The organism is Bacillus sp. FSL K6-1366, assembly GCF_037976695.1.
GTDB classification, from domain to species: Bacteria; Bacillota; Bacilli; order Bacillales; family Bacillaceae; genus Bacillus; species Bacillus subtilis.
The window spans coordinates 964,669-984,880 of record NZ_CP150268.1; the positions used below are offsets into that span (position 1 = coordinate 964,669).

Below are 20,212 nucleotides of genomic sequence, written 5' to 3' on the forward strand. Positions count from 1 at the left end.
AATCGTTACCACTGTTTTAAAACGACGTTTTTTTGACCCAACAGCTCTTTTAAGCGATATAACACCTGGTGATCTGCATTGATATGGAACGACTCAGGTAGCTTAATCGTCTGTTTTTGCCTTTCATAATAGAGATAAACGCCTGTTTCCCCTTTATGCTCCAGCAAAATGCGCTTAATCTTTGCCAGGATCTCCTGGCTGTGCTGACTGCTTTCTATTTTTATATAAACCGATGGCGCTTTTTCTGCATCCATATCTTCTAATAATTCTGCCCGGGACATGATGAATTGGATCTTATCTTGTCTAACTTCACATTTCCCCGCAGTGAACAAAAGAGCGCCTTCTCTTAAAACGGGAGAAAGCTGTCTGAATTGTTCAGGGAAGACTACGGCTTCTATCTCGCCGGTTTCATCACTGAGCGTTAAAAACGCCATGTTTTGACCTGTTTTCGTCCGAATCGTTTTGATCTTCGACAGCAGAACGCCTAGTGAAAGCTGCCTTTTGACTGCCCGCTGAGCCTGCAGAATAGAGACTGCTCCTTGCGCAGTGAGCTGTTTTCGGAAGGCGGAGAGGGGATGATTTGAAAAATAAATGCCAAGCGTTTCCTTTTCAAACGCAAGTAAATCCACCAGAGGAAGCTCCTCCGTCTCCACATACTTCGGCTTAATTGAAAACGATTCATCTAAAAACAATCCCATTTGGTCATCGTCCGCGGCGAATAGCTCAGCATGTTCCAAAGCAACATCAATGGATGCGAGCAGCGTGGCCCGGTTTTGGCCGAATTCGTCCATCGCACCAGAAAAGATAAGTGCTTCAAGCATTTTGCGATTAACGCTTTTTGACGGCACGCGAAAGCAGAAATCGAAAAGATCTTCAAATGGTTTCTCTTTTCTTGCTTTATATATATCTTTGACTGCTGAGACGCCTACACTTTTTATCGCGCGGAGGCTGTATCTGACAGATCCGTTTTCAACTGTAAACGGAAAACTGCTTTTATTCACTGACGGAGGAAGGATACGAATCCCGCTCCCCTTTGCTTCGTAAAGATATTGAGAGATTTTATCCTCATTGCCAATGACGCTTGTCAGCAATCCGCACATAAAATATAACGGATAATGAGCTTTCAAATACGCAAGCTGGCACCCGATCATGCTGTATGCCACCGCATGGCTTCTGTTAAAGCCATAGTTTGCGAATTTGACGATTAAATCGTAGACCTCATTTGCAGTGTCTACAGAATACTCCTTTTTTAAGCACCCTTCAACAAAATGGCTTCGCTCTCTGTCCAGGATTTCTTTTTTCTTTTTGCTGACCGCCCTTCTCAATAGGTCCGCTTCGCCTAAAGAAAACCCCGCCATACGGGAAGCAATCATCATAATTTGTTCCTGATACACAATGACGCCATATGTATCTTCCAAAATGCTCCTTAAATCTTCATGAGGATAGTGAACAGGCGCCCGGCCGTGTTTACGGTCGATAAATAACGGAATATTTTCCATCGGACCCGGCCGGTACAGTGCATTGACCGCCACAATATCTTCTAGGCCCGAAGGTTTCAGCCGTTTCAAGACGCTTCTCATCCCTGCAGATTCAAGCTGGAAAATGCCTGTCGTATCCCCTTTTGACAGCAAGGAGAACGTTTTGTCATCGCTGTAGGAAATACTTGAAAGATCTATTTTAATATTTTCTTCTTTTTCAATCATTGAAGTGATGGATTCAATAAGTGTCAGATTCCTCAAACCTAAGAAATCCATTTTTAAAAGGCCCAAGTCTTCAAGATGGTCCATCGCGTATTGCGTTAAATAGATCCCTTCATGCCCTTCTTGAAGCGGAACAACATCTGTTAACGGTTCTTCACTCAGGACAACGCCCGCTGCGTGGGTTGATGCATGCCTTGGCAGCCCTTCTATTTTCCGGGCAATTGAATAGACTTGCTGAAGCAGGCTTGACTCCCGAAGCCGCTTATCCAGCTGCGGTGACTGCTGTCTCGCTTCATCCAGCGTCATTCCCGGTCTTGAAGGAATGAGTTTTGCAAGCTGATCTGCCTCCTTCGGGCTGACGCCGAATACTCTGCCGACGTCCCGGAGCGCCGCCTTTGCCGCAAGTGTTCCAAAGGTGATAATCTGTGCGACGTGCATTGCACCGTATTTCTGCTGAACATATTGAATGACTTCATCCCTTCTAGTATCGGGAAAGTCAATATCAATATCCGGCATGCTGACGCGTTCGGGATTTAAAAATCTTTCAAACAGAAGGTGATGCTTAATCGGGTCAACATCTGTGATATACAGCACATATGCCACAAGAGAACCTGCCGCAGAACCCCTTCCCGGTCCTGTAACAATCCCTTTTTCATGGGCGTGCTTCATAAAATCCCACACGATCAGAAAGTAATCGCTGAACTTCATCCGCTTGATGACATCAAGCTCATATTGAAGACGGCGAAGGTATCGTTCATCAGGCTTGCCGAAACGGCTGCGGAGTCCCTCCATACAGATATCCGTTAAATAATCATCAGCGGACGTTCCGTCTGGGGTCGGAAAAGACGGTAGACGGGTCTGCCCGAGACTGACGTCAACCCGGCATTGTTCCGCGATCTCTACAGAAGCTTGCAGTGCCTCGGGATGCTCTCGATAAATGTTTTGCATTTCTTCGAGTGGTTTCAAATCTAGATCAGGCAAATCTTCAGCGGGTGCATCCGTCAGTTTTTCCGCCGCTTTAATCGCTTTCAAACAACGGTAGGCAGCCTTATCTTCCTTCCTTATGTAATGCACATCGCCTGTGGCCGTAACAGGGATACCCGTTTCTTCTGATAGCTTTAGAATCTGCGCAGACAAGACTTGATTCCCTTTAAAAGGCTGATAGGAGAAATAAAAAGCTCCCTTTCCGAATATAGACTGAAATTCCAGCGAGGCTTGAGCAGCCTGTTCGAACAGCCCTCCTTCAAGAAGCGTTTCAATATATCCTTTTTCGCCGGGCGTTATTGCGATAATCCCTTCTCGATAACTGTGAAGCCATTTCGGCTTCAGTCCGCCTTTTGATTTAGATTGCAGAACGCTGCTGATTTTCAGCAGGTTTTGATAGCCTGTATTTGATTTTGCCAGCAGGACGAGCGGGTATGCTTCAAGCTCGCTGTCATCTGTAAAAACAGAAGCCGTCAAACCGATTATTGGGTTGATCCCTCTCGCCTTGCAAGCTTTATAAAATTGAATAGCTCCGTACATGACATGATCATCTGTCAGCGCCAAAGACGCATATCCGAGCCTGTCAGCTTCACTGACGAGCTCTTCCACAGCCGCGGCGCTGTTTAGCAGGCTATACCCGCTATGCACTTGCAGGTGAACAAAAGACATGCTATCACCTCTTTCTCATTACGATTCATTTCTTCCCTCATTATAAGGCCGGTTTCCAAAAGAAACAAATGTTCTTTTTTGACTCATCATCATACTTGTCCTGAAAGCTCAATATGATATAAAAGGTGAGGTGATAAAGATGGATCAGGAAGCAGGATTTATGGTGAATTTTATCAATAGCTACTTCATTGCGTTAGGGGTGCTGATCGGGGGCGCACTCATTGGGGGGCTCGGAGCATACTTGGCAGGCGAACCCCCGCTTACAGCCATTACAAAGCTTGCCAACCGGTTAAAAATATGGGCGCTTGTCGCAGCTATCGGAGGCACCTTTGATGCGGTATACAGCTTTGAACGCGGCATACTCGAAGGCAATACGAGAGATATCTTTAAACAGCTTCTTTTAATTATTTCGGCCATGGGAGGCGCGCAAAGCGGCTGGCTTATTATATCATGGCTGACCCAGGAGCATCTTTCTTCATGAGGGTCCCCCAGCATTACAAAAAACCGGGATGGCAGCGTTTTTTCGCGGGAATGATGTGCGGGGCCGTAATCAGCTGGTTCTTTTTCCTGTTTACTTACGGAACATTCCAAGAGGAGCAGGTCAGCCTCATCGAAAAGCAAAAAGAGCATGTAAAAGACTTGAACAATCAAATTTCGATCTATCAGGAAGACCTCCATAAACTGAATGAAGATAATAAAAGAAAACTGCTGATTCAAAGCGTCAGCGTCAAATTGCTGAATGGGGATAAATATAAAATATCACAGCCGGATAAAACGAAATTCGAGGAGCATGTAAAGGATGATATTTCAGAGGTGATTACAAAAGACATAGAGAGCGTCTATCAAACAAAGGATCTCTTGAAGCGGACAATTGAAAATAAAGTCTATATGATCAATGAAAAAAAATACGAGGCAACCGTCAGAGAATTGATTATTTATACGAGGCTGACAGTGGAACTTGAAATATCTTTCGCCACATAATTATGGATTTTTTTTAAATTCTCCAAACTTCTGTCGCTTTTTCCCATTCTTTTTTATAAACTATATGTGAGGCTTAATGGCGAAAGGAAGGAGGAAGGGAAATGGAGGTTTACAGTGACCGTCAGTTAGCAAAAGATCAAGCAGCCCGTCTCAGACAAGGTTTTTCTGCGTATGCCGAAACAAACTCACTCGCTTCCCTCATCAAAAAAGAACTTCAATCACACAATCTCCAAGTCTACGAGGACCTTACTGATTTCGGCTGCTGGTTCATCCCCGTCACAGATGAACACTAAGAGAGAGGGTCTCCCCTCTACTCGTGTTCTTTACATAATGTTTCCAGATCAGCTAAAATACGATCAGCTTCATCCCAGCTGTAAATAGAGGCGCCTGAAGCTAACGGATGCCCTCCGCCGTTATATTTCCGGGCAAGTCCGTTAATGACAGGCCCCTTCGAACGGAATCTGACTCTGATTTGATCGTCTTCTTCTACGAAAAACACCCAGGCGCGAATACCTGAGATATTGCCGAGCGTCCCGACAAGCTGCGACGCTTCAGAAGCCGTTGTGCCGAATTTTTCAAGCGTATCCTTTTTGATGAAAACAGAAGCCGCCCCGTTTTCGGACAAAGACACATTTTGAAAGATAAAGCCGTTAAGCTTCACCACATTCAGTTTTGTTTCATACAATTGATTAAATAACTCTGAGGAAGAGAATGGATACTGAATGAGCTCGCCTGCATATTTTAATGTTTTTTCAGTGGTATTCGGAAATAAAAAGCGTCCGGTATCTCCAACAATGCCGGCGTAGATCAGCTCTGCCGCTTTCGTATTCAGCTTCCAGCCGTGCTCTTTTCCTTCTAAATACAGCTCGTAAATCATTTCACTTACTGAGCTGGCGCTTGTATCGACCCAGAGAAGGTCACCGTATGGATCTTCGTTCGGATGGTGGTCGATTTTCATTAGTTTGGCGCCTGAAGGATAACGCTGATCATCGATTCTTTCCTGATTTGCCGTATCGCAGACAATGACAAGTGCGCCTTCATATGTTTCATTGTCCACCTCATCAAGGGAATATAAGAAAGAGAGGGACGGTTCAGGCGTGCCGACCGCAAAAATATTTTTTTCAGGATATGTTTCACGCAGGATTTCCGTAAGCCCGCACTGTGATCCGTAGGCATCCGGATCAGGACGCACATGTCTATGTAAGATAATCGTGTCATATAATGATATGGTTCTGATCAATTCTGTTTTCATTTGATACTCCTTTATTGTTTTTATTCATTAAATCACATTCTCTGCCGACGGAAAAGAAAAATAACGTCAAAACCAAGCCCGTTTTTGTATAAAATGGGTTTGTAAACTTTTACGATGGAGGATTTCATTTATGCTGGTTCTTGTTTTTTTGATTGGGCTTTCAGCCTGCTTTTATGTGTACTATAAAGTAAAAGGCGTACGGGCAAAGCCATCTTTGGCAAAAGAAATATGTTCAGCAAAATCAAGCATGGCCTTAGGGTCACTAGTCCTGTTCTACGGGCTCAACCAAATGATATTATTCCATTCAGTATTAACGTTAGTAATCGGCGGTATCTTTATCGTCATAGGAGCAGGAAGCGCTTGGGCAGGTTATAAAGCCTTCAGGCATTACAATCCCCTTCACGCCAAAGAAGCTGAAAGAGATCACGCGTAAGGGGCGCCTGAACGTCCCTTAGCTTCTTTCCATCAGCTGAACCATCAGCATCGCTTTAGACACGATATGACCTTGGCTGTGCACTTCCACTTCCATTTTCCCGAACTTTCTGCCGGCCTCCAAGATGCGAGGTTTGACTTCGATGACTGATTCCATCTGCACAGGCTTCAAAAAGAAGATGGTGATGCTCTCTATGACGAGTTCGCCGCGCTTTTTCGAGCGCAAAAATCGGTTTGCCGCTTGCGTCAAAATGGTCGTAAATACGCCATAAGAAATGGTTCCAAGCTGATTTGTCATTTGCGGCGTGACTTCATACTCGTAAACCGTTTGATCTTCTTTATCATCACCCTCATCTTTAAACCCCCTTGAAACGATATCATCAAGCTTCTCCCCGACCTGCGGCTGCTTTTGAATCATTTGAAGAGCTTTCAATACGTCTTGGCGGCTGATCATGCCGATGAGTTTTTGGTGGCCGTCAGTGACGGGAAGCACTTCGATCCCTTCCCATACCATCATTTGCGCAGCTGAAGCGACAGATGTTTTCCCAATAACCGTGACGGGATTTTTGGTCATGACTTTTTCTATAGATGCATTTCGGTCATGGCCAGCAATATCTTTTGATGTCAGAATGCCATGGATTTTCATTTGATCGTCGACAACCGGGAAGCGGCCGTGCCCCGTTTCAAAATTTTTCTCATACCATTTTTCAAGTTTATCCTTAGGCGAAAGATATACCGTGCGGTCAGCAGGTGTTAGGATGTCCTCCACCAAAACAATTTCTTTTTTGATCAGCTGGTCATATATTGCCCGGTTAATCATCGCGGCAACTGTAAAGGTGTCATAGCTCGTGGATAAAATCGGCAGTTCAAGCTCATCTGCCAGCTGCACAATGCTGTCATCCGTGTTAAAGCCCCCGGTCACCAATACGGCCGCCCCCGCTTCAAGCGCCTGCCTGTGTGCATTGATTCTGTTTCCGACAATCAAAAGATTCCCCGCTGCGGTGTAACGCATCATCGCGTCAAGCTCCATCGCGCCGATGACGAATTTATTCAATGTCTTATGGAGCCCTGCCCTGCCTCCGAGCACTTGTCCGTCTATAACATTTACAACCTCTGCATAGGTAAGCTTTTCAATGTTCTCTTTTTTCTTTTGTTCAATTCTGATTGTGCCCACACGTTCAATTGTGCTGACAAACCCTTTATTCTCTGCTTCCTTGATCGCTCTGTACGCGGTTCCTTCGCTTACTTTCATTTCCTTTGCAATTCTTCGGACAGAAATTTTTTCACCGACAGGCAGTGAATCGATATACGTTAAAATTTGTTCATGCTTCGTTGCCAAGCCTTTCACCTCTAAGGACAGTCTTCTTGTTTTTATTATAAGGTTTCAAAGGATTTATACGCAATGAGGCTGGAAAATAAAAAAGAAGCCCGACCGGCTTCTTACAGCGTTGATTTCGTTCCAGTCAAGCGCAAGGACCCCGTGGCTCCTTTTACATCGTAAAGCGGAAAAACCTTTATTTTTCTTTTAAATGGACATCAATTGCTGTCTTAACAATATTTCGATTCCCTATTTTAGATAAAACAAATAAAACTGCAAATAGCCATATCGCCCCTATGGCCGTATAGATCAATGGATAAACAGCTTTGTTTGCGATCCATTCATTTATTAATGTTCTGGCATTTACCAGAATAATAAATCCTCCTACAAGCACACCCATCAATTGCGGATGAAACTTCTGCACCAGCCATGCTGCGATAGGGGCAGCGATAATTCCGCCGGCCATTAGTGAAAACACCCATAACCAATTGACGTCCTCCCATCCTAATGAAATAAGAAAACCGGCAGTTGCAGATACCGCGATGGCAAATTCACTTGTGTCTACAGTCCCGACAACTTTCCTCGGGCTCAAGCCTTTGCGGGATAATAAAATCGGAGTGGTCACCGGTCCCCAGCCGCCTCCGCCTGTGGCATCTGCAAAACCAGCGATCACGCCCAATGGGATGGATTGTTTTCGGTTTAACGGCACATGCTTCTTCTCAAGAGCCGGCTTATATTGAAATAAAAACCTGATCAATACATATCCGCCCAGAAGGAGCAAAAACAAAGAAATATAGGGTTTCGCCACATCTCCAGGTAATTGGCTAAGGAATGCCGCGCCTAAAAAAGCGCCTATAGAGCCGGGAATGACAAGCTGATAAACGGTTTGTTTGTCAACATTGCCAAATTTAATATGCGACACTCCCGATGCGGCAGTCGTTACGACTTCCGCTAAATGGACAGAAGCCGAAGCCACAGCAGGTGTGATGCCAAACGCCAATAACAAAGAAGTTGAGGTAACCCCATAAGCCATACCTAACGAACCGTCTATTAACTGCGACAATAAACCAATAAATGCAAAAACGATTAATTTCTTCATCAGAACACCCCATCTATATCAATCAGATATTTTTGACTCTTCATTCAAATCTAACAATCTCTTGGCGCTTTCATATAAAAAATAAGAGGCTTTGATAATGGCAGTTTCATCAATTGTAAATGCAGGGTGGTGCCAATCATGATCACCGTCTGTTCCAAAAAACGCAAAGGATCCCGGAATATGCTCAAGATAATAAGCAAAATCTTCCCCCGCGGTTGATGGGTCGGGATCAATGACTTGAAGTTTCGCTTTATGCGCAGCGTCTCGCACCAGCCCCGTTATTGCCTCATCATTACAAAGCGGCGGCGGTCCGGAATGCCACTTCACATTTGCCTTTAACGAGAAAGCGGCAGAAATCTGTTCTGTGACTGCCAAAAAACGCTGTTTCACTTGATTACGAACCTCTGAATCAAATGTACGAACAGTGCCCTCAATGACAACTGTATCCGGAATGACATTCCAAGTGCTGCCGCCGTTGATTTTCCCTACGGTTAAAATCGCGCTTTGCAGCGGGTTTACATTTCTGCTTACAATCGTTTGCAGGGCGACGATAAGCTGAGAGGCGCCGACAATTGGATCAAAACCATTATGCGGCAATGCTGCATGAGCTCCTTTCCCTTCTATCTCTACTTTAAATCGGTCAACAGCAGCCATAAGCGGGCCTGTTTTTAACCCTACAGTCCCAACCGCGATATCCGGTTTATTGTGAAGTCCAATAACCGCATCAATGCCATCCAGTTGGCCGTCCTCTATCACTTTTGCAGCGCCTGCACCCGCTTCCTCTGCCGGCTGAAATAATAAACGAACCTTTCCTTTCAGACTGTCTTGATTTTCCTTCAATAAAAAGGCCGCACCAAGAAGCGCTGCCGTATGAAAATCATGACCGCACGCATGCATGATCCCTTTATGTTTAGACGCATAAGGCAATCCTGTTTTTTCTTCAATTGGCAAGGCGTCAATATCAGCCCTCAAAGCAATCGCCGGACCTTCTGACTCCCCTGCTATGTCTGCGAACACACCCGTTTTTAGAGCAGTAGGGCGAATCTGTATCCCCTTTTCTTTAAGGCATTTTTTTATAAAAGCAGTTGTTTCAAATTCTTCTTTTGACAGTTCAGGATATTGGTGCAGGTGCCGGCGAATGCCGATGAGCTGCTTTTCTAGCGTTGAGAGATTTACGGGATTATACTCCCCTTTCAACTTCAGGATGTCATTTCCTGTAGTCTGATATGGATAGGAGCCTTCTATATTTCTCCAATAATCCAAAGACATATGTTCCGCTCCTTTCCCTATCCCAATATATTTTCTTCAGACTCTTCAACATAAGATGAAATAAATCGGTTCAATTTATCAGCAAGACCACCCGCCCCAAATCTTATATACTTGCTGGAAACTTTCGGATTATCCTCTTTCAAAAAGCTTAAAAAAGATAAAATATAAATGCGCCTGTAAGCTACTTGTGTAATTCCGTACTCAAAAAACCAGTTATCAATGACATTGTATACGCCTCGGTTGACGCCATATAGGTTGTTACATTTCTTGTAAAAGCAGAGATCCGGAAGATTTAACTCCTGATGGGAAAGAAGGCTTTCTTTTTTGTTTGGTGCCATAATCCCAATCAGCTCAAAGCGTTTTGCAACGCACGAAATATCCTTTTTAATTTGCTTTGTTAAAGACTCCAAAGAATCAAACCTTCTTTCTTCTCTAATTTTAAAGAGAATGCTGCATTCGATTTTTTCTCCATAAATGTCTCTATGAAAGTCAAACAAAAAAATCTCCAATGTCTTTTCAAGGTTAGAGCCCACCGTCGGTTTCACACCGATATTCATAACCCCTAAATGAAATTGATGATTGACTGTCGCCAGAACCCCATAAACTCCATTACGCAGCCCATGTATTTTTGCATCTACATTTGCCGTGGGGAATCCAAGCTTTCTGCCTAATTGTTTTCCTTTCACAACCGTACCGGCAATGATCGTCAAAAAAGTCAGCCTCCTCTCTCAGCTTCCGCATTCGATCAGACGAAACCTAATGATGTGATGAATGTAAAACGGATTGATGCTGCGGAATGCCAAGACCGAGATTTTCCCGCAATGTCCCGCCGCGATAATCTTGACGATAAAGCCCTCTTTCTTGAAGAAACGGAATCACCTTTTCTACAAAAGCATCAAGTGTTCCCGGTATATCCGACCCAACGATAAACCCATCCGCCGCCTCAGCGTTGAACCAAGTTTCAATTAAGGATGCGACACGCTCTGGTGTTCCGATGAATAGAGTCCGTGGAAAAGCCATTTCCTGTGCTACCTCCCGCAATGTCAGATTTCTGGCTTTTGCTTCTCTCTTAATCCGGTCTGTTGTGCTTTGAAACGCATTCTTTCCCACATCGCCAATATCGGGAAATGGCTCATCCAACGGGTAAACACTCAGATCATAATCATCAAAAAAACGGGCCAAATAAGTAACAGCATTTTCAATCGGTATCAATTCTGCAAATTCACGATACTTCTTTTCCGCCTCTTCTTCCGTATCTGCCACAATCGGGCTGATCCCTGGAAAAATCCGCACACTTGAAGGATCACGCCCTTCATCAGCAGCTCGCCTTTTCACATCCGCATAAAACGCTTTTGTCTCTTCTAATGAATTGGAATGGGTAAAAATCGCATCCGCATTTTTAGCAGCAAACTGCCGGCCTGTTTCTGATGAACCCGCTTGAAACACTACAGGCTCTCCCTGCTTAGAGCGCCCGATATTCAAGGGCCCCTCTACTTGAAAATACTTTCCTTTATGATTCAGGCGATGAAGCTTCGCCGGATCGAAAAACTGCCCTGTTTTCTTATTGTGTATAAATGCGTCATGCTCCCAGGAATTCCACAGCCCGCGCACAACATCCAAATGCTCTTGTGCGATCTCGTAACGTTCAGTGTGTTCTGGCAAATTAGACTTACTATGGTTGCGCGCCGCTCCTTCCTGTGGAGAAGTAACAAGATTCCAGCCAGCCCTGCCCCCGCTGATATGGTCCAGCGACATCAATTGTCTGGAGATAGTGAATGGCTCAGTAAAAGATGTAGAGAACGTCCCTACTAAACCAATATTTTTGGTAACCGATGCCAGCGCAGATAAAATGGTGATCGGTTCAAAACGGTTTAAAAAATGAGGAATCGATTTTTCAGAAATAAATAAGCCGTCTGCAATGAAAATAAAACTAAACAAGCCTTTTTCGGCTGTTTGCGCCTTTTTCATGTAAAATTCAATATTCGTGCTGGCCGAGGGATCAACATCGGGATGACGCCAGCCGTCAGTTGTTCCCCCGACACCGTGAATCATGGCTCCAAACTGAATAAAATCTGAACGTGTCATCTTTTTGCCTCCTTTATCTGTGCATGATTCGCAAGTGCAAGATCAAGGTGTTCAATGCCGATTTCAGTTATCCCTTGATAGTGATTGCCGCGCCCGATTTCGACCACAGGCACATGGCGTACCCCATATTTCGCCTGTAAAATATCTCGAAGTTCCTCTTTCTCTGAAACATCGATATTTTGGAACGGGAACCCTTTTTCATTCAAATAATTCTTGACTTCCTCACAATACGAACAGCCTTTTTTACTCCAAACCACAATGTTCAAAACATCACTCATTCTTCTGTCCCTCCTTAACGTTTTGCAGCTAAAACTGCATCGCTCAGCAGCTGATAAGACAGCTGTTTTTCTTCAGCATTTTTGATCGGCGTAAAAATAACAAAATCATTGATTTTGTATGTGCCTGATAAACGTGTTAATTCTTCTGCCACTTCTTCCTTTGTTCCGGCAATAATCCCGGTTTTTTGCACGATGATGTCATAGGGCTCTGTGACGTTTTCCAGATAGGCCTCAGCCTGTTCGCGGGAACCGACGTTGACCTTACGCCCGTCTTTCAAAACCACTTTTATCGATTCACGCGACACAATATGTTTTTCCGCTTCTTCTTTTGTATGTGCCGCAAAAACAGCGGGGGCAAGATGAAATTCAGCCTTAGATCCTGGCGGGAGATGCGCGTCAAATGCTCGGCGGGCTTCCTTCAGCACTTCCTCTTCACCGTTAATAAAGTAAGCAAAGACAAAAGAGATTCCCAGTTTTGCAGCCGAAATGGCACTCTCTGTGCTTCCTCCCAATAGAAAAATACCCGGCTTCCGATCAACCTGCGGCCTAGGACGCAATGCGGCATAGCGATGGGTATCAGGAAAATCATCCCGAACGAAATGAGTAAGCTCCTCCAGTTTTTCATCAAACTGACGCACCGTTTTTTTATATTCGGCCTGCAGCGCGTCTGTGGACAGCTGAAACCCGCCGGGCGCTTTGCCCACTCCAAGATCTATACGGCCGGGAGCTAACGCTGATAGAAGATGGAATTGCTCCGCTACTTTATAAGAGCTGTAATGCTGCAGCATCACTCCGCCTGATGCTAAACGAATTTTTCTTGTGCTTGCAGCAAGATAGCCTAAAAGAACCTCGGGTGCAGACCCAGCAATCTCATCATTGTTGTGATGTTCGGCCACCCAAAATCGGTGATATCCACATTCTTCAGCCATTTGTGCCAATTTCACTGTATGCTGTAATGTATCAGCTGCTGTCTCCCCTTCACCAATCAAGCTTTGGTCTAAAATACTTAAGCGGATCATATCACCGGCTCCTTTATGTGTTCTTTTGGTTCAAATAAATATTCCGGCGAAACACGGCGGAGAAACTGCCTCGTTCTGTCTTTTTTGGTATGGCGGAAGACTTCCTCCGGGGTTCCTTGTTCAACAATGACTCCTTCATCCATAAAAACAACTTGATCAGAGACCCTTCTTGCAAACTCCATTTCATGTGTAACAACAATCATGGTGGCTCCGGTTTTCACGATTTCCAGCATTACCTCAAGCACTTCACCGACCAGCTCCGGATCAAGCGCTGCCGTCGGCTCATCGAACAGCAGCACATCAGGATGAATGGCAAGCGCCCTTGCTATCCCTACCCTCTGCTTTTGTCCTCCCGATAACTGACTCGGATAAGCGTTCAATTTATCTTGAAGCCCGACCTTTCTCAGTTCATTTTCCGCTACGGCATACGCGTCTTGTTTTCTCATTTTCCGGGCAATCGTCAAGCCCTCCATGACATTTTCAATCACCGTTTTGTGAGCAAACAGGTGGTATTGCTGAAATACCATTGCCGTCTGTTTTCTGAGCCAGTGAACCTCTTTTTTGGACGGAAAGCGGCAATTAATCACTTTGTCATGTATAGAAATGATCCCTTCGTCTGGATGTTCTAATAAATTCAGGCACCGTAAAAAGGTGGTTTTCCCTGATCCGCTCGGCCCGATAATCGTCACAACTTCTCCCTTGCGTACCGTGAGATTTATCCCTTTTAATACATGGTGGATGCCAAACTGTTTATGGATATTTTTAATCTCAATCATAAAGTGCCTCCTTGAAATCTGGCTGCCTTTCTCTCTAATACTCCATTTACGGATTCTAGGATTAGAGTCAGCACCCAATAGATAATCGCTGCTCCGATAAACGCTTCTAAAAATGCATAATTATCAGAAGCAACGATAGTCGCCGTCCCTGTAATCTCTGGGACAGCCACTATAGCCGCGATAGAGGTGGTATGCAAAAAGCCGATACCCAAATTTGTGAAGTTTGGGATGGAAACCATCAGCGCCTGCGGCAATATTACACGCCGAAAGGTTTGGCTGTGTGTCAAGCCGATTGAATAAGCCGCTTCGACCTGTCCGGTATCCATCGCCAGAATGCCCGACCGGATGATTTCTGTGAGATAAGCTCCGGCAGTTAAAGACAAGGCCATGATGACAAACATGGAGACCGGCATCTCATTGGCGGACCAGCCGAGATGAAAAAAACTGCTGACTTGATCTGCAACAGGCGGTATCCCTAAATAAATCAACATAATGTGAAGGATTGCAGGTGTACTTCGAAAGAAAGACACATAAAACCTTGAGCAAGCCACCAAGCCCTTAATTCTAAAAATTCTAACAATTATATTTCCAAGAGCCACGAGAAATCCAAACACAATCGGCAAAACAGCCATCATCAATGTCAGAGGAATGGTCTTTACCATTTCTTTCATGGCGGAAACGATAAATGGAAAGTCAAATTGCAATCTTCTCCCCCCTCATCCGAAGAAATATATCAATGTATGTTCATGTCAAAAACAGTAACAATCCTTGTTTGATTCTTCTTGATTCGTTTTTCTGCCACTCGAAAGAACCATTCGAATAAAACCGCTACAGCATAATAAACAATCGATAGCGCAATGTAAACTTCAAGAGAATGGTTGCTTGAGGTAATCAGTGTTTGGCCCCTTCCGGACATATCCATAACACCTATTGAAAAGGCTAGAGACGTATCTTTTAAAGAACTGATCACCATGTTTCCCATATTCGGAAACGCCTGGACAAGTGCCTGGGGCAGAACGATTCGCCTGAAGGCCTGACTACCGCTTAAGCCAATACTGTACGCCGCTTCCGTTTGGCCTTTATCTACACTGCCCACCCCCGCTCGAATGATTTCTGCGGCCGCGGCTGCATTGCTTAACGCGTAGGTTGCGACAGCAGCATAAAACGGGTCCATTTTTGATGTATCAATCCCGATAAGCCCCGTAAGCGCCGGGATTCCGTAAAACACGATGAAAAGCTGCACCATGATAGGCGTTCCCCTGAAAAACGAGATATACACTTTTGCCAATTGATTTACAATTGGAATATTGTAGATGCGGGGCAGTGCCAGAAAGAGTCCTAATACAAAACCGAAAAGCAAGGACAGTGTTAAAATGTATAATGTAACCGGTAAATAAGCGGTTAACGTCGGCACAAAATCTCCAATCATGTTCATATCAAACGCTTTTTCCATCACTGCTCCCTCTCTTTTTACCTAATACTGCTCTTTGGAATAGTCGTCACCAAGCCATTTCAAACTGAGCCTTTTCAACGTTCCGTCATCAATGATTTCCTGTAAGGCTTTATCAATATCGTCACTTAACGTTTGTTCATTTTTGTTAAACATAAAATACACTTTGGCATTTGAAAGCACATTACCGACGGTTTTTTCTTTAATAGTGCTCGTCTTGTTTTGAAAGTCTACTGCAAAAGGCGTTGAGATCGTTGCGTCCGCACGCCCCGATTTCAGCTGATTCGCAGTCTCATTTGCGCCTTGGCCCTCATAGGCAATCTCAAACGGCCGTCCATTATCCTCATTCCATTTTTTCAGTACAAGCGCTCCGTTGGAGGTTGCACTCGTAATCACCCGTTTTCCTTTTAAGTCTTCAATTCCACGGATCGTATCGTTATTTTGAAGCACAGTAATTTTTAAAGGAAAATGGTTGTAAGCAACCTTGTTAAACAGAAATTTTTTCTCACGCTCTTTGCTTTTCTCCATTTGATGTGCCACGATATCGACTTTATGCTGTCCGAGGCTGACAAGCAGGTTGGAAAATTCCATCGTTTTAAATGTGAATTTATAATGTGGCAGGCGCTTATCAAGCTCTTTGATCAGTTCGACATCATAACCGGTTAAATCGCCTTTTTCATCGATAAAGCAAATATTCGGGAATTGGGTTCCAGTTCCGACCGTGATTGTCTGTACCTTCTTTTGCCCGGCTCCCATCGTTTGACTGCCTGCACCGCAAGCTGACAGAACTGTTATAAGCGAAAATAATATTGCCATGAATGCTGTTTTCGTTTTCATCTCATCGCCCCATTTATTTTTCAAAACTTGATTTTGAATAATCTGCCCCGAGCCATTTTCGGCTTAGTTTTTTTAGCGTTCCGTTTTTCTCCAGCTTTTTAATCGCTTGATCCGTGTCATCCGCCAAGGTTTGGCTGCCTTTATTAAACATAAAGTACACCTCGGTATCTAATAACACGTCACCGACTGTCTTTTGGCGGAAGGCGTGCGTTTTATTCTGAAAATCGACGGCAAACGGTGTAGCTATCGTTGCATCTGCGCGCCCGGTTTCAATTTGATTGGCGGTGTCATTGCTTCCCTGTCCCGCATATCTCAAATGAATCGGGCTGCCGTGCGTTTTGTTGTACTTTGTAATATAATCTGCCGCATTTGACGTGGCGCCAACTATGACTGTTTTTCCGTGCAAGTCTTTTAATGTATGAATCTTGTGATTATCCTCTTTCACCGTGATGTACATCGGCGAGTAGTTATATGGGACTTTATGATACAAAAAACGCTTTTCTCGTTCTTTATTTTTGGCCATATTGTGCGCAATCACATCAATTTTTTTATTTCCGAGACTCGTCAGCAGATTTGAGAAATCCATCGTTTTAAATTCAAATGTATATTGAGGCAACTCCTTATCGATGGCTTTCATCACTTCAATGTCATACCCGGTCAAATCGCCTTTTTCATCTAAAAACGCAATATTCGGAAAATCTGTTCCAGTGCCGACTATGACCGTTTGAGCCTGACGATCTGTTTTGTTATTTGTTTGCGAACATCCCCCGCCAAGTAATGCAAACACTGACAGCAGCAAAACCAATCCTTTACGCTTATTCATAGGCTGCCTCACATCATGCCCAGCTGGGCGCACCTAAAAGCGTTGGGTTAAATCGTTCCGGAATCAGAACCTTGTGCATCATCACACCTATGTCCCCGTCTTTTTCCTGCTCAAAATACACTTCATACCCTCTCCTTCTGTACATGTCAGCAAGCCAAGGATGCTTGCGCGCGGATGTGCCGAGTGTCAGCGCAGGAGCCTTCAGCATATCTCGAAGCACTTTTTCTTCAACATACGTAAGCAGCTTACTTCCGGCGCCTTGCCCTTTATATTCCGGCAGTGTCGCAAACCACCACACAAACGGATATTTTGAAGGAGGCGTCTCACTCTCCCATGGGAACCTGATTGTAATCGTTGAAATCAGCTTCCCATCCCGCTCCAGCACAATCGCTGAATGATGTTCAATATTTTCTGATACCATTTGGATATCAGCTCTCGTGGATGGCCAATCAATATCCAGCTGCCGAATGGGCTGAAATGCGCTGTTAACCAGTTTCAACAGCTCCGGTGCATCTTCAACAGTTGCCAGTCGAAAAATATCCTTACTCATTTTTGTCACTCCTCTTCTCAAAATATATAATTCCTATTTGTTTACTAAGCTTTTATTGTTTATACTATAAAGCATACTCTGATCTTTGACTAATCAAAAAAAGTAAACCTTCACTTCAGTATTTTTAATGATGAAAAACAGGAGGGAGCACATTGGAGTTACGCTCAATCAAAACGTTTCATACGATTGTAAAATTTGGAAGCTTCTATAAAGCTGCAGAAATACTCAACTACTCGCAGCCGACGATATCGATGCGTATGAAGCAATTGGAGCAGGATTTAGGCGTACTGCTGTTTGAAAGAGGAAAAAGCCTGCAGTTGACAAAAGCAGGGAAGCTTTTTTATGAACGAACAGGAGATCTTTTGATGCAATACGAGGCGCTTAAACACAACCTCTCCGACTTAAAGGAAGAAGAGGCAGGCATTATCAACATAGGGGTTTCAGAGCCAACCGCCAGTCTGATATTCCCCGAGATTTTAAAGGATTTCTTAATGGATTACCCAAAGATAACGGTTAATATCAAGGTTGATGACGCCAATACCTGCAGTCAAAAGCTCTTAGACGGGACGATTGATTTTGCAGTCTGCGGCGAGCCGGAGCTGATTCTTGAAAATTACTACCATCCATTTTTTTATGACACATTAAATGTGATTGTATCTGATCAACATCCGCTCGCTGAGAAGAAGGCTGTCCATTTGTCTGATTTAGCAGAAGAGCGCTTCATATTTACGCCCGCCAATTGCCCCATTCGCTTACAAATTGAACAGCATTTACATAGAGAACTCGGGAATCGCTACAAAAAAATGGAGCTCACAAGCAGCATGTCACATGAATATTACGTACGTGAAAACATCGGAATTTCAATCTTTACCAGCACCGCACATTCTAAACCGTTCAACGGCACTAAAGTCATTCCAATTCTGAACCTGGATATCACCCCGCCCATAGGGCTGTTGACAAATCAAAAAGAAGTTCATTTTGACCGCGCCACGAAGGACTTGATCGCCCGGATAACCAAACGTTTTCAGCAGCGCAGCAAAGAATTGGAAGGAACCTCTGATAAGACCATTACAGGATAACTGAAAAAATAAAAACCACCTCCTGATTCATCAGGAGATGGTTTCACGGTTTAAAGCTCGATCGTCTCACCGACCGACATGACTTTGCCGACTCCGCCCGGCAGGCTGTCAGCGAATGCTTCTGGGTCTTGTTCGATGACCGGGAATGTATTGTAATGCACCGGCACGACCTGTTTTGCGCGCAGCCATTCAGCAGCAAGCTTGGCGTCTTCAGGCCCCATTGTAAAGTTATCGCCAATCGGAAGGAAAGCAAGGTCGATATGATTCAATTCGCCAATGAGTTTCATATCAGAGAAAAGTGCCGTATCGCCCGCGTGGAAAATCGTTTTATCTTCTACAGTCAGCAAAATACCGGCAGGCATGCCTGTGTAAGTGATCGTTTTGTTTTCTTCATCTGTGATGGCTGATCCATGAAAGGCCTGTGTGAGCTTCACTTTTCCAAAATCGAACTGGCGGGAGCCGCCGATGTGCATTGGATGAACATTCAAGCCTTTCCAGCCTAAGTACACAGCGAGCTCGTTCGGGGCTATAACCAGCGCGTTATTTTGCTTGGCGATTTGTTCAGTATCACCGACATGGTCATTGTGGCCGTGCGTTAGTAAGATGACATCCGCTTTTACATCCTCCGGCTTTATATCCGTTAATGAATTCCCTGTTAAAAACGGATCAAAAATAATATGATGGTCCTTCGTTTCCACTGTGATTACAGAATGTCCGTGATATGTCACTTTCATTTCTTTCACCTCGTCACATGATTTTGATTTTTTTATTTTCCCTTTTTAAAAAGCTGAAAAACTTATGTTGTTTGATTCTTGTTAATGACATTGAGGCCTCCGGTGGCTTCAATGACAGTCCCTGTCACAAGGTCTGAGTTCTCCTCACACAAGAAAGCGATAATCCGGGCGATATCCTCGCCTGTACCGGATCTTCCTATCGGCGTTTTTTCTTTGCCGATTCGCATTCTGGCTTCCTCTATCGATGCTTCTTTCATGTCGCCGACAATGTCTCCCGGGCAAACCATGTTGGCGGTTATGCCGAATTCGGCTTCTTCAATGGCAATTGTCTTCGTCAAAGAAGCCAAGCCCACTTTCGCAGCGCCAAATGCCGATCGGTGAAGCCAGCCGGGCGCGTGAGCCGCACCTTGGAATCCGTACGTAATGATGCGTCCAAATTGCTGTTTTCTCATAATAGGAATAACCGCTTTGAATAAATGAAAGACGGCGCTTAAATTTCCTTCCAGCATGCCATACCATTCATCATCAGTATAATCGGCTAACTTTTTACGTTCAAATATGTATGGTCCCGCGTTGTTAATCAAAAAGTCGATCCTTCCGAAGCGGTTTAAGGCAGCCTCGGCAATACGCAGCAGATCTTCTTTTTTGGTGACATCACCTTTTACAAATTGCAGCCGGTCAAGACAATCGGGACAGGCTTCCTTCAGGCGGCTGACTGCCTCCTCATCCTGTCTGTAATTGACTGTTACTGAATACCCCTTTGCAAGCAACGTTTCAGTCACTTTGCGGCCTAAACCCTTCGAACCGGCAGTAATTAAAGCATGTCGCACATGAATACCTCCCAAAGCAACGTCGCCGCTTTCAATAAAGTGTTTCT

Annotated in this window: 22 protein-coding genes; 5 read left to right on the forward strand and 17 right to left on the reverse strand. The window is 44.4% G+C overall.

The window, feature by feature from the left end:
- Nucleotides 1–5: 5 nt before the first annotated feature.
- Nucleotides 6–3,353 (reverse strand): DNA polymerase III subunit alpha, encoded by a 3,348-nt coding sequence (gene dnaE / locus MHI44_RS05200; protein WP_339203036.1) that lies wholly within the window; start codon nucleotides 3,351–3,353, stop codon nucleotides 6–8.
- A gap of 139 nt (nucleotides 3,354–3,492) precedes the next feature.
- Here dnaE and ytrH point away from each other — a divergent pair, with 139 nt between their 5' ends.
- The 3 genes from ytrH to MHI44_RS05215 all read left to right on the forward strand — a co-directional run bounded on the left by ytrH (nucleotide 3,493) and on the right by MHI44_RS05215 (nucleotide 4,627).
- A complete protein-coding gene (gene ytrH, locus MHI44_RS05205; protein WP_003229410.1) occupies nucleotides 3,493–3,834 on the forward strand; it encodes a sporulation membrane protein YtrH in 342 nt (113 codons plus the stop codon).
- Nucleotides 3,831–4,334, forward strand: a complete 504-nt coding sequence (gene ytrI / locus MHI44_RS05210) for a sporulation membrane protein YtrI (protein ID WP_003229408.1) — start codon at nucleotides 3,831–3,833, stop codon at nucleotides 4,332–4,334. The genes ytrH and ytrI overlap by 4 nt, the downstream gene beginning before the upstream one ends.
- Before the next feature lie 101 nt (nucleotides 4,335–4,435).
- Entirely contained in the window at nucleotides 4,436–4,627 is a 192-nt protein-coding gene (locus MHI44_RS05215; protein ID WP_003229407.1) for a hypothetical protein, read from the forward strand.
- 17 nt (nucleotides 4,628–4,644) lie between these two features.
- Here the strand turns inward: MHI44_RS05215 and nrnA are convergent, their stop codons facing one another.
- On the reverse strand, nucleotides 4,645–5,586 hold the full coding sequence (gene nrnA, locus MHI44_RS05220; RefSeq protein ID WP_004398971.1) for a bifunctional oligoribonuclease/PAP phosphatase NrnA: 942 nt from the start codon (nucleotides 5,584–5,586) through the stop codon (nucleotides 4,645–4,647).
- Between the two features lie 130 nt (nucleotides 5,587–5,716).
- Here nrnA and MHI44_RS05225 point away from each other — a divergent pair, with 130 nt between their 5' ends.
- Nucleotides 5,717–6,019, forward strand: coding sequence for a YtpI family protein (locus MHI44_RS05225; protein WP_003229401.1), 303 nt, complete (start codon nucleotides 5,717–5,719; stop codon nucleotides 6,017–6,019).
- A gap of 18 nt (nucleotides 6,020–6,037) precedes the next feature.
- On the opposite strand, the gene MHI44_RS05230 is transcribed toward MHI44_RS05225, so the two are convergent.
- From MHI44_RS05230 to snaA, 13 genes are all read right to left on the reverse strand, one after another.
- Nucleotides 6,038–7,357, reverse strand: a complete 1,320-nt coding sequence (locus MHI44_RS05230; RefSeq protein ID WP_004398641.1) for a CBS domain-containing protein — start codon at nucleotides 7,355–7,357, stop codon at nucleotides 6,038–6,040.
- 175 nt (nucleotides 7,358–7,532) lie between these two features.
- Nucleotides 7,533–8,435 carry a sulfite exporter TauE/SafE family protein gene (locus MHI44_RS05235; RefSeq protein WP_339203040.1) on the reverse strand — a complete coding sequence of 301 codons (903 nt, stop codon included), beginning with the start codon at nucleotides 8,433–8,435 and terminating at the stop codon, nucleotides 7,533–7,535.
- An 18-nt stretch (nucleotides 8,436–8,453) separates the two neighbouring features.
- Complete coding sequence (gene sndA / locus MHI44_RS05240) at nucleotides 8,454–9,704, reverse strand: S-alkyl-N-acetyl-metabolite deacetylase SndA (protein WP_033884132.1); 1,251 nt, start codon at nucleotides 9,702–9,704, stop codon at nucleotides 8,454–8,456.
- Nucleotides 9,705–9,721: 17 nt separating this feature from the next.
- Nucleotides 9,722–10,414 carry an RNA-binding riboflavin kinase RibR gene (gene ribR, locus MHI44_RS05245; RefSeq protein WP_003229393.1) on the reverse strand — a complete coding sequence of 231 codons (693 nt, stop codon included), beginning with the start codon at nucleotides 10,412–10,414 and terminating at the stop codon, nucleotides 9,722–9,724.
- A 46-nt stretch (nucleotides 10,415–10,460) separates the two neighbouring features.
- A complete protein-coding gene (locus MHI44_RS05250) occupies nucleotides 10,461–11,789 on the reverse strand; it encodes an LLM class flavin-dependent oxidoreductase (protein ID WP_339203042.1) in 1,329 nt (442 codons plus the stop codon).
- Complete coding sequence (locus MHI44_RS05255; protein ID WP_019712897.1) at nucleotides 11,786–12,067, reverse strand: glutaredoxin family protein; 282 nt, start codon at nucleotides 12,065–12,067, stop codon at nucleotides 11,786–11,788. The genes MHI44_RS05250 and MHI44_RS05255 overlap by 4 nt, the downstream gene beginning before the upstream one ends.
- Before the next feature lie 14 nt (nucleotides 12,068–12,081).
- A complete protein-coding gene (locus tag MHI44_RS05260) occupies nucleotides 12,082–13,086 on the reverse strand; it encodes an LLM class flavin-dependent oxidoreductase (RefSeq protein ID WP_339203044.1) in 1,005 nt (334 codons plus the stop codon).
- A complete protein-coding gene (gene tcyN / locus MHI44_RS05265) occupies nucleotides 13,083–13,862 on the reverse strand; it encodes a sulfur-containing amino-acid ABC transporter ATP-binding protein TcyN (RefSeq protein WP_181217337.1) in 780 nt (259 codons plus the stop codon). The genes MHI44_RS05260 and tcyN overlap by 4 nt, the downstream gene beginning before the upstream one ends.
- Entirely contained in the window at nucleotides 13,859–14,566 is a 708-nt protein-coding gene (gene tcyM / locus MHI44_RS05270) for a sulfur-containing amino acid ABC transporter permease TcyM (protein WP_326353513.1), read from the reverse strand. The genes tcyN and tcyM overlap by 4 nt, the downstream gene beginning before the upstream one ends.
- A 29-nt stretch (nucleotides 14,567–14,595) precedes the next feature.
- Entirely contained in the window at nucleotides 14,596–15,315 is a 720-nt protein-coding gene (tcyL, locus tag MHI44_RS05275; RefSeq protein ID WP_004399112.1) for a sulfur-containing amino acid ABC transporter permease TcyL, read from the reverse strand.
- A 21-nt stretch (nucleotides 15,316–15,336) separates the two neighbouring features.
- Entirely contained in the window at nucleotides 15,337–16,149 is an 813-nt protein-coding gene (tcyK, locus tag MHI44_RS05280) for a sulfur-containing amino acid ABC transporter substrate-binding protein TcyK (protein ID WP_339203050.1), read from the reverse strand.
- A 13-nt stretch (nucleotides 16,150–16,162) separates the two neighbouring features.
- Nucleotides 16,163–16,972 (reverse strand): sulfur-containing amino acid ABC transporter substrate-binding protein TcyJ, encoded by an 810-nt coding sequence (gene tcyJ / locus MHI44_RS05285; protein ID WP_163131711.1) that lies wholly within the window; start codon nucleotides 16,970–16,972, stop codon nucleotides 16,163–16,165.
- 13 nt (nucleotides 16,973–16,985) lie between these two features.
- The gene (snaA, locus tag MHI44_RS05290; RefSeq protein ID WP_339203052.1) at nucleotides 16,986–17,522 is read right to left on the reverse strand and encodes an N-acetyltransferase SnaA; all 537 of its coding nucleotides are present in this window, start codon (nucleotides 17,520–17,522) and stop codon (nucleotides 16,986–16,988) included.
- A gap of 152 nt (nucleotides 17,523–17,674) precedes the next feature.
- Between snaA and ytlI the strand changes: the two genes are divergently transcribed.
- Complete coding sequence (gene ytlI, locus MHI44_RS05295; RefSeq protein WP_004398915.1) at nucleotides 17,675–18,601, forward strand: LysR family transcriptional regulator YtlI; 927 nt, start codon at nucleotides 17,675–17,677, stop codon at nucleotides 18,599–18,601.
- Nucleotides 18,602–18,651: 50 nt separating this feature from the next.
- Here ytlI and MHI44_RS05300 read toward each other — a convergent pair whose 3' ends face one another.
- Both MHI44_RS05300 and MHI44_RS05305 read right to left on the reverse strand, forming a co-directional pair.
- Nucleotides 18,652–19,335 carry a metal-dependent hydrolase gene (locus MHI44_RS05300; protein WP_003245964.1) on the reverse strand — a complete coding sequence of 228 codons (684 nt, stop codon included), beginning with the start codon at nucleotides 19,333–19,335 and terminating at the stop codon, nucleotides 18,652–18,654.
- Nucleotides 19,336–19,397: 62 nt separating this feature from the next.
- Complete coding sequence (locus MHI44_RS05305) at nucleotides 19,398–20,165, reverse strand: SDR family oxidoreductase (protein WP_004398521.1); 768 nt, start codon at nucleotides 20,163–20,165, stop codon at nucleotides 19,398–19,400.
- Between the last annotated feature and the right edge of the window lie 47 nt (nucleotides 20,166–20,212).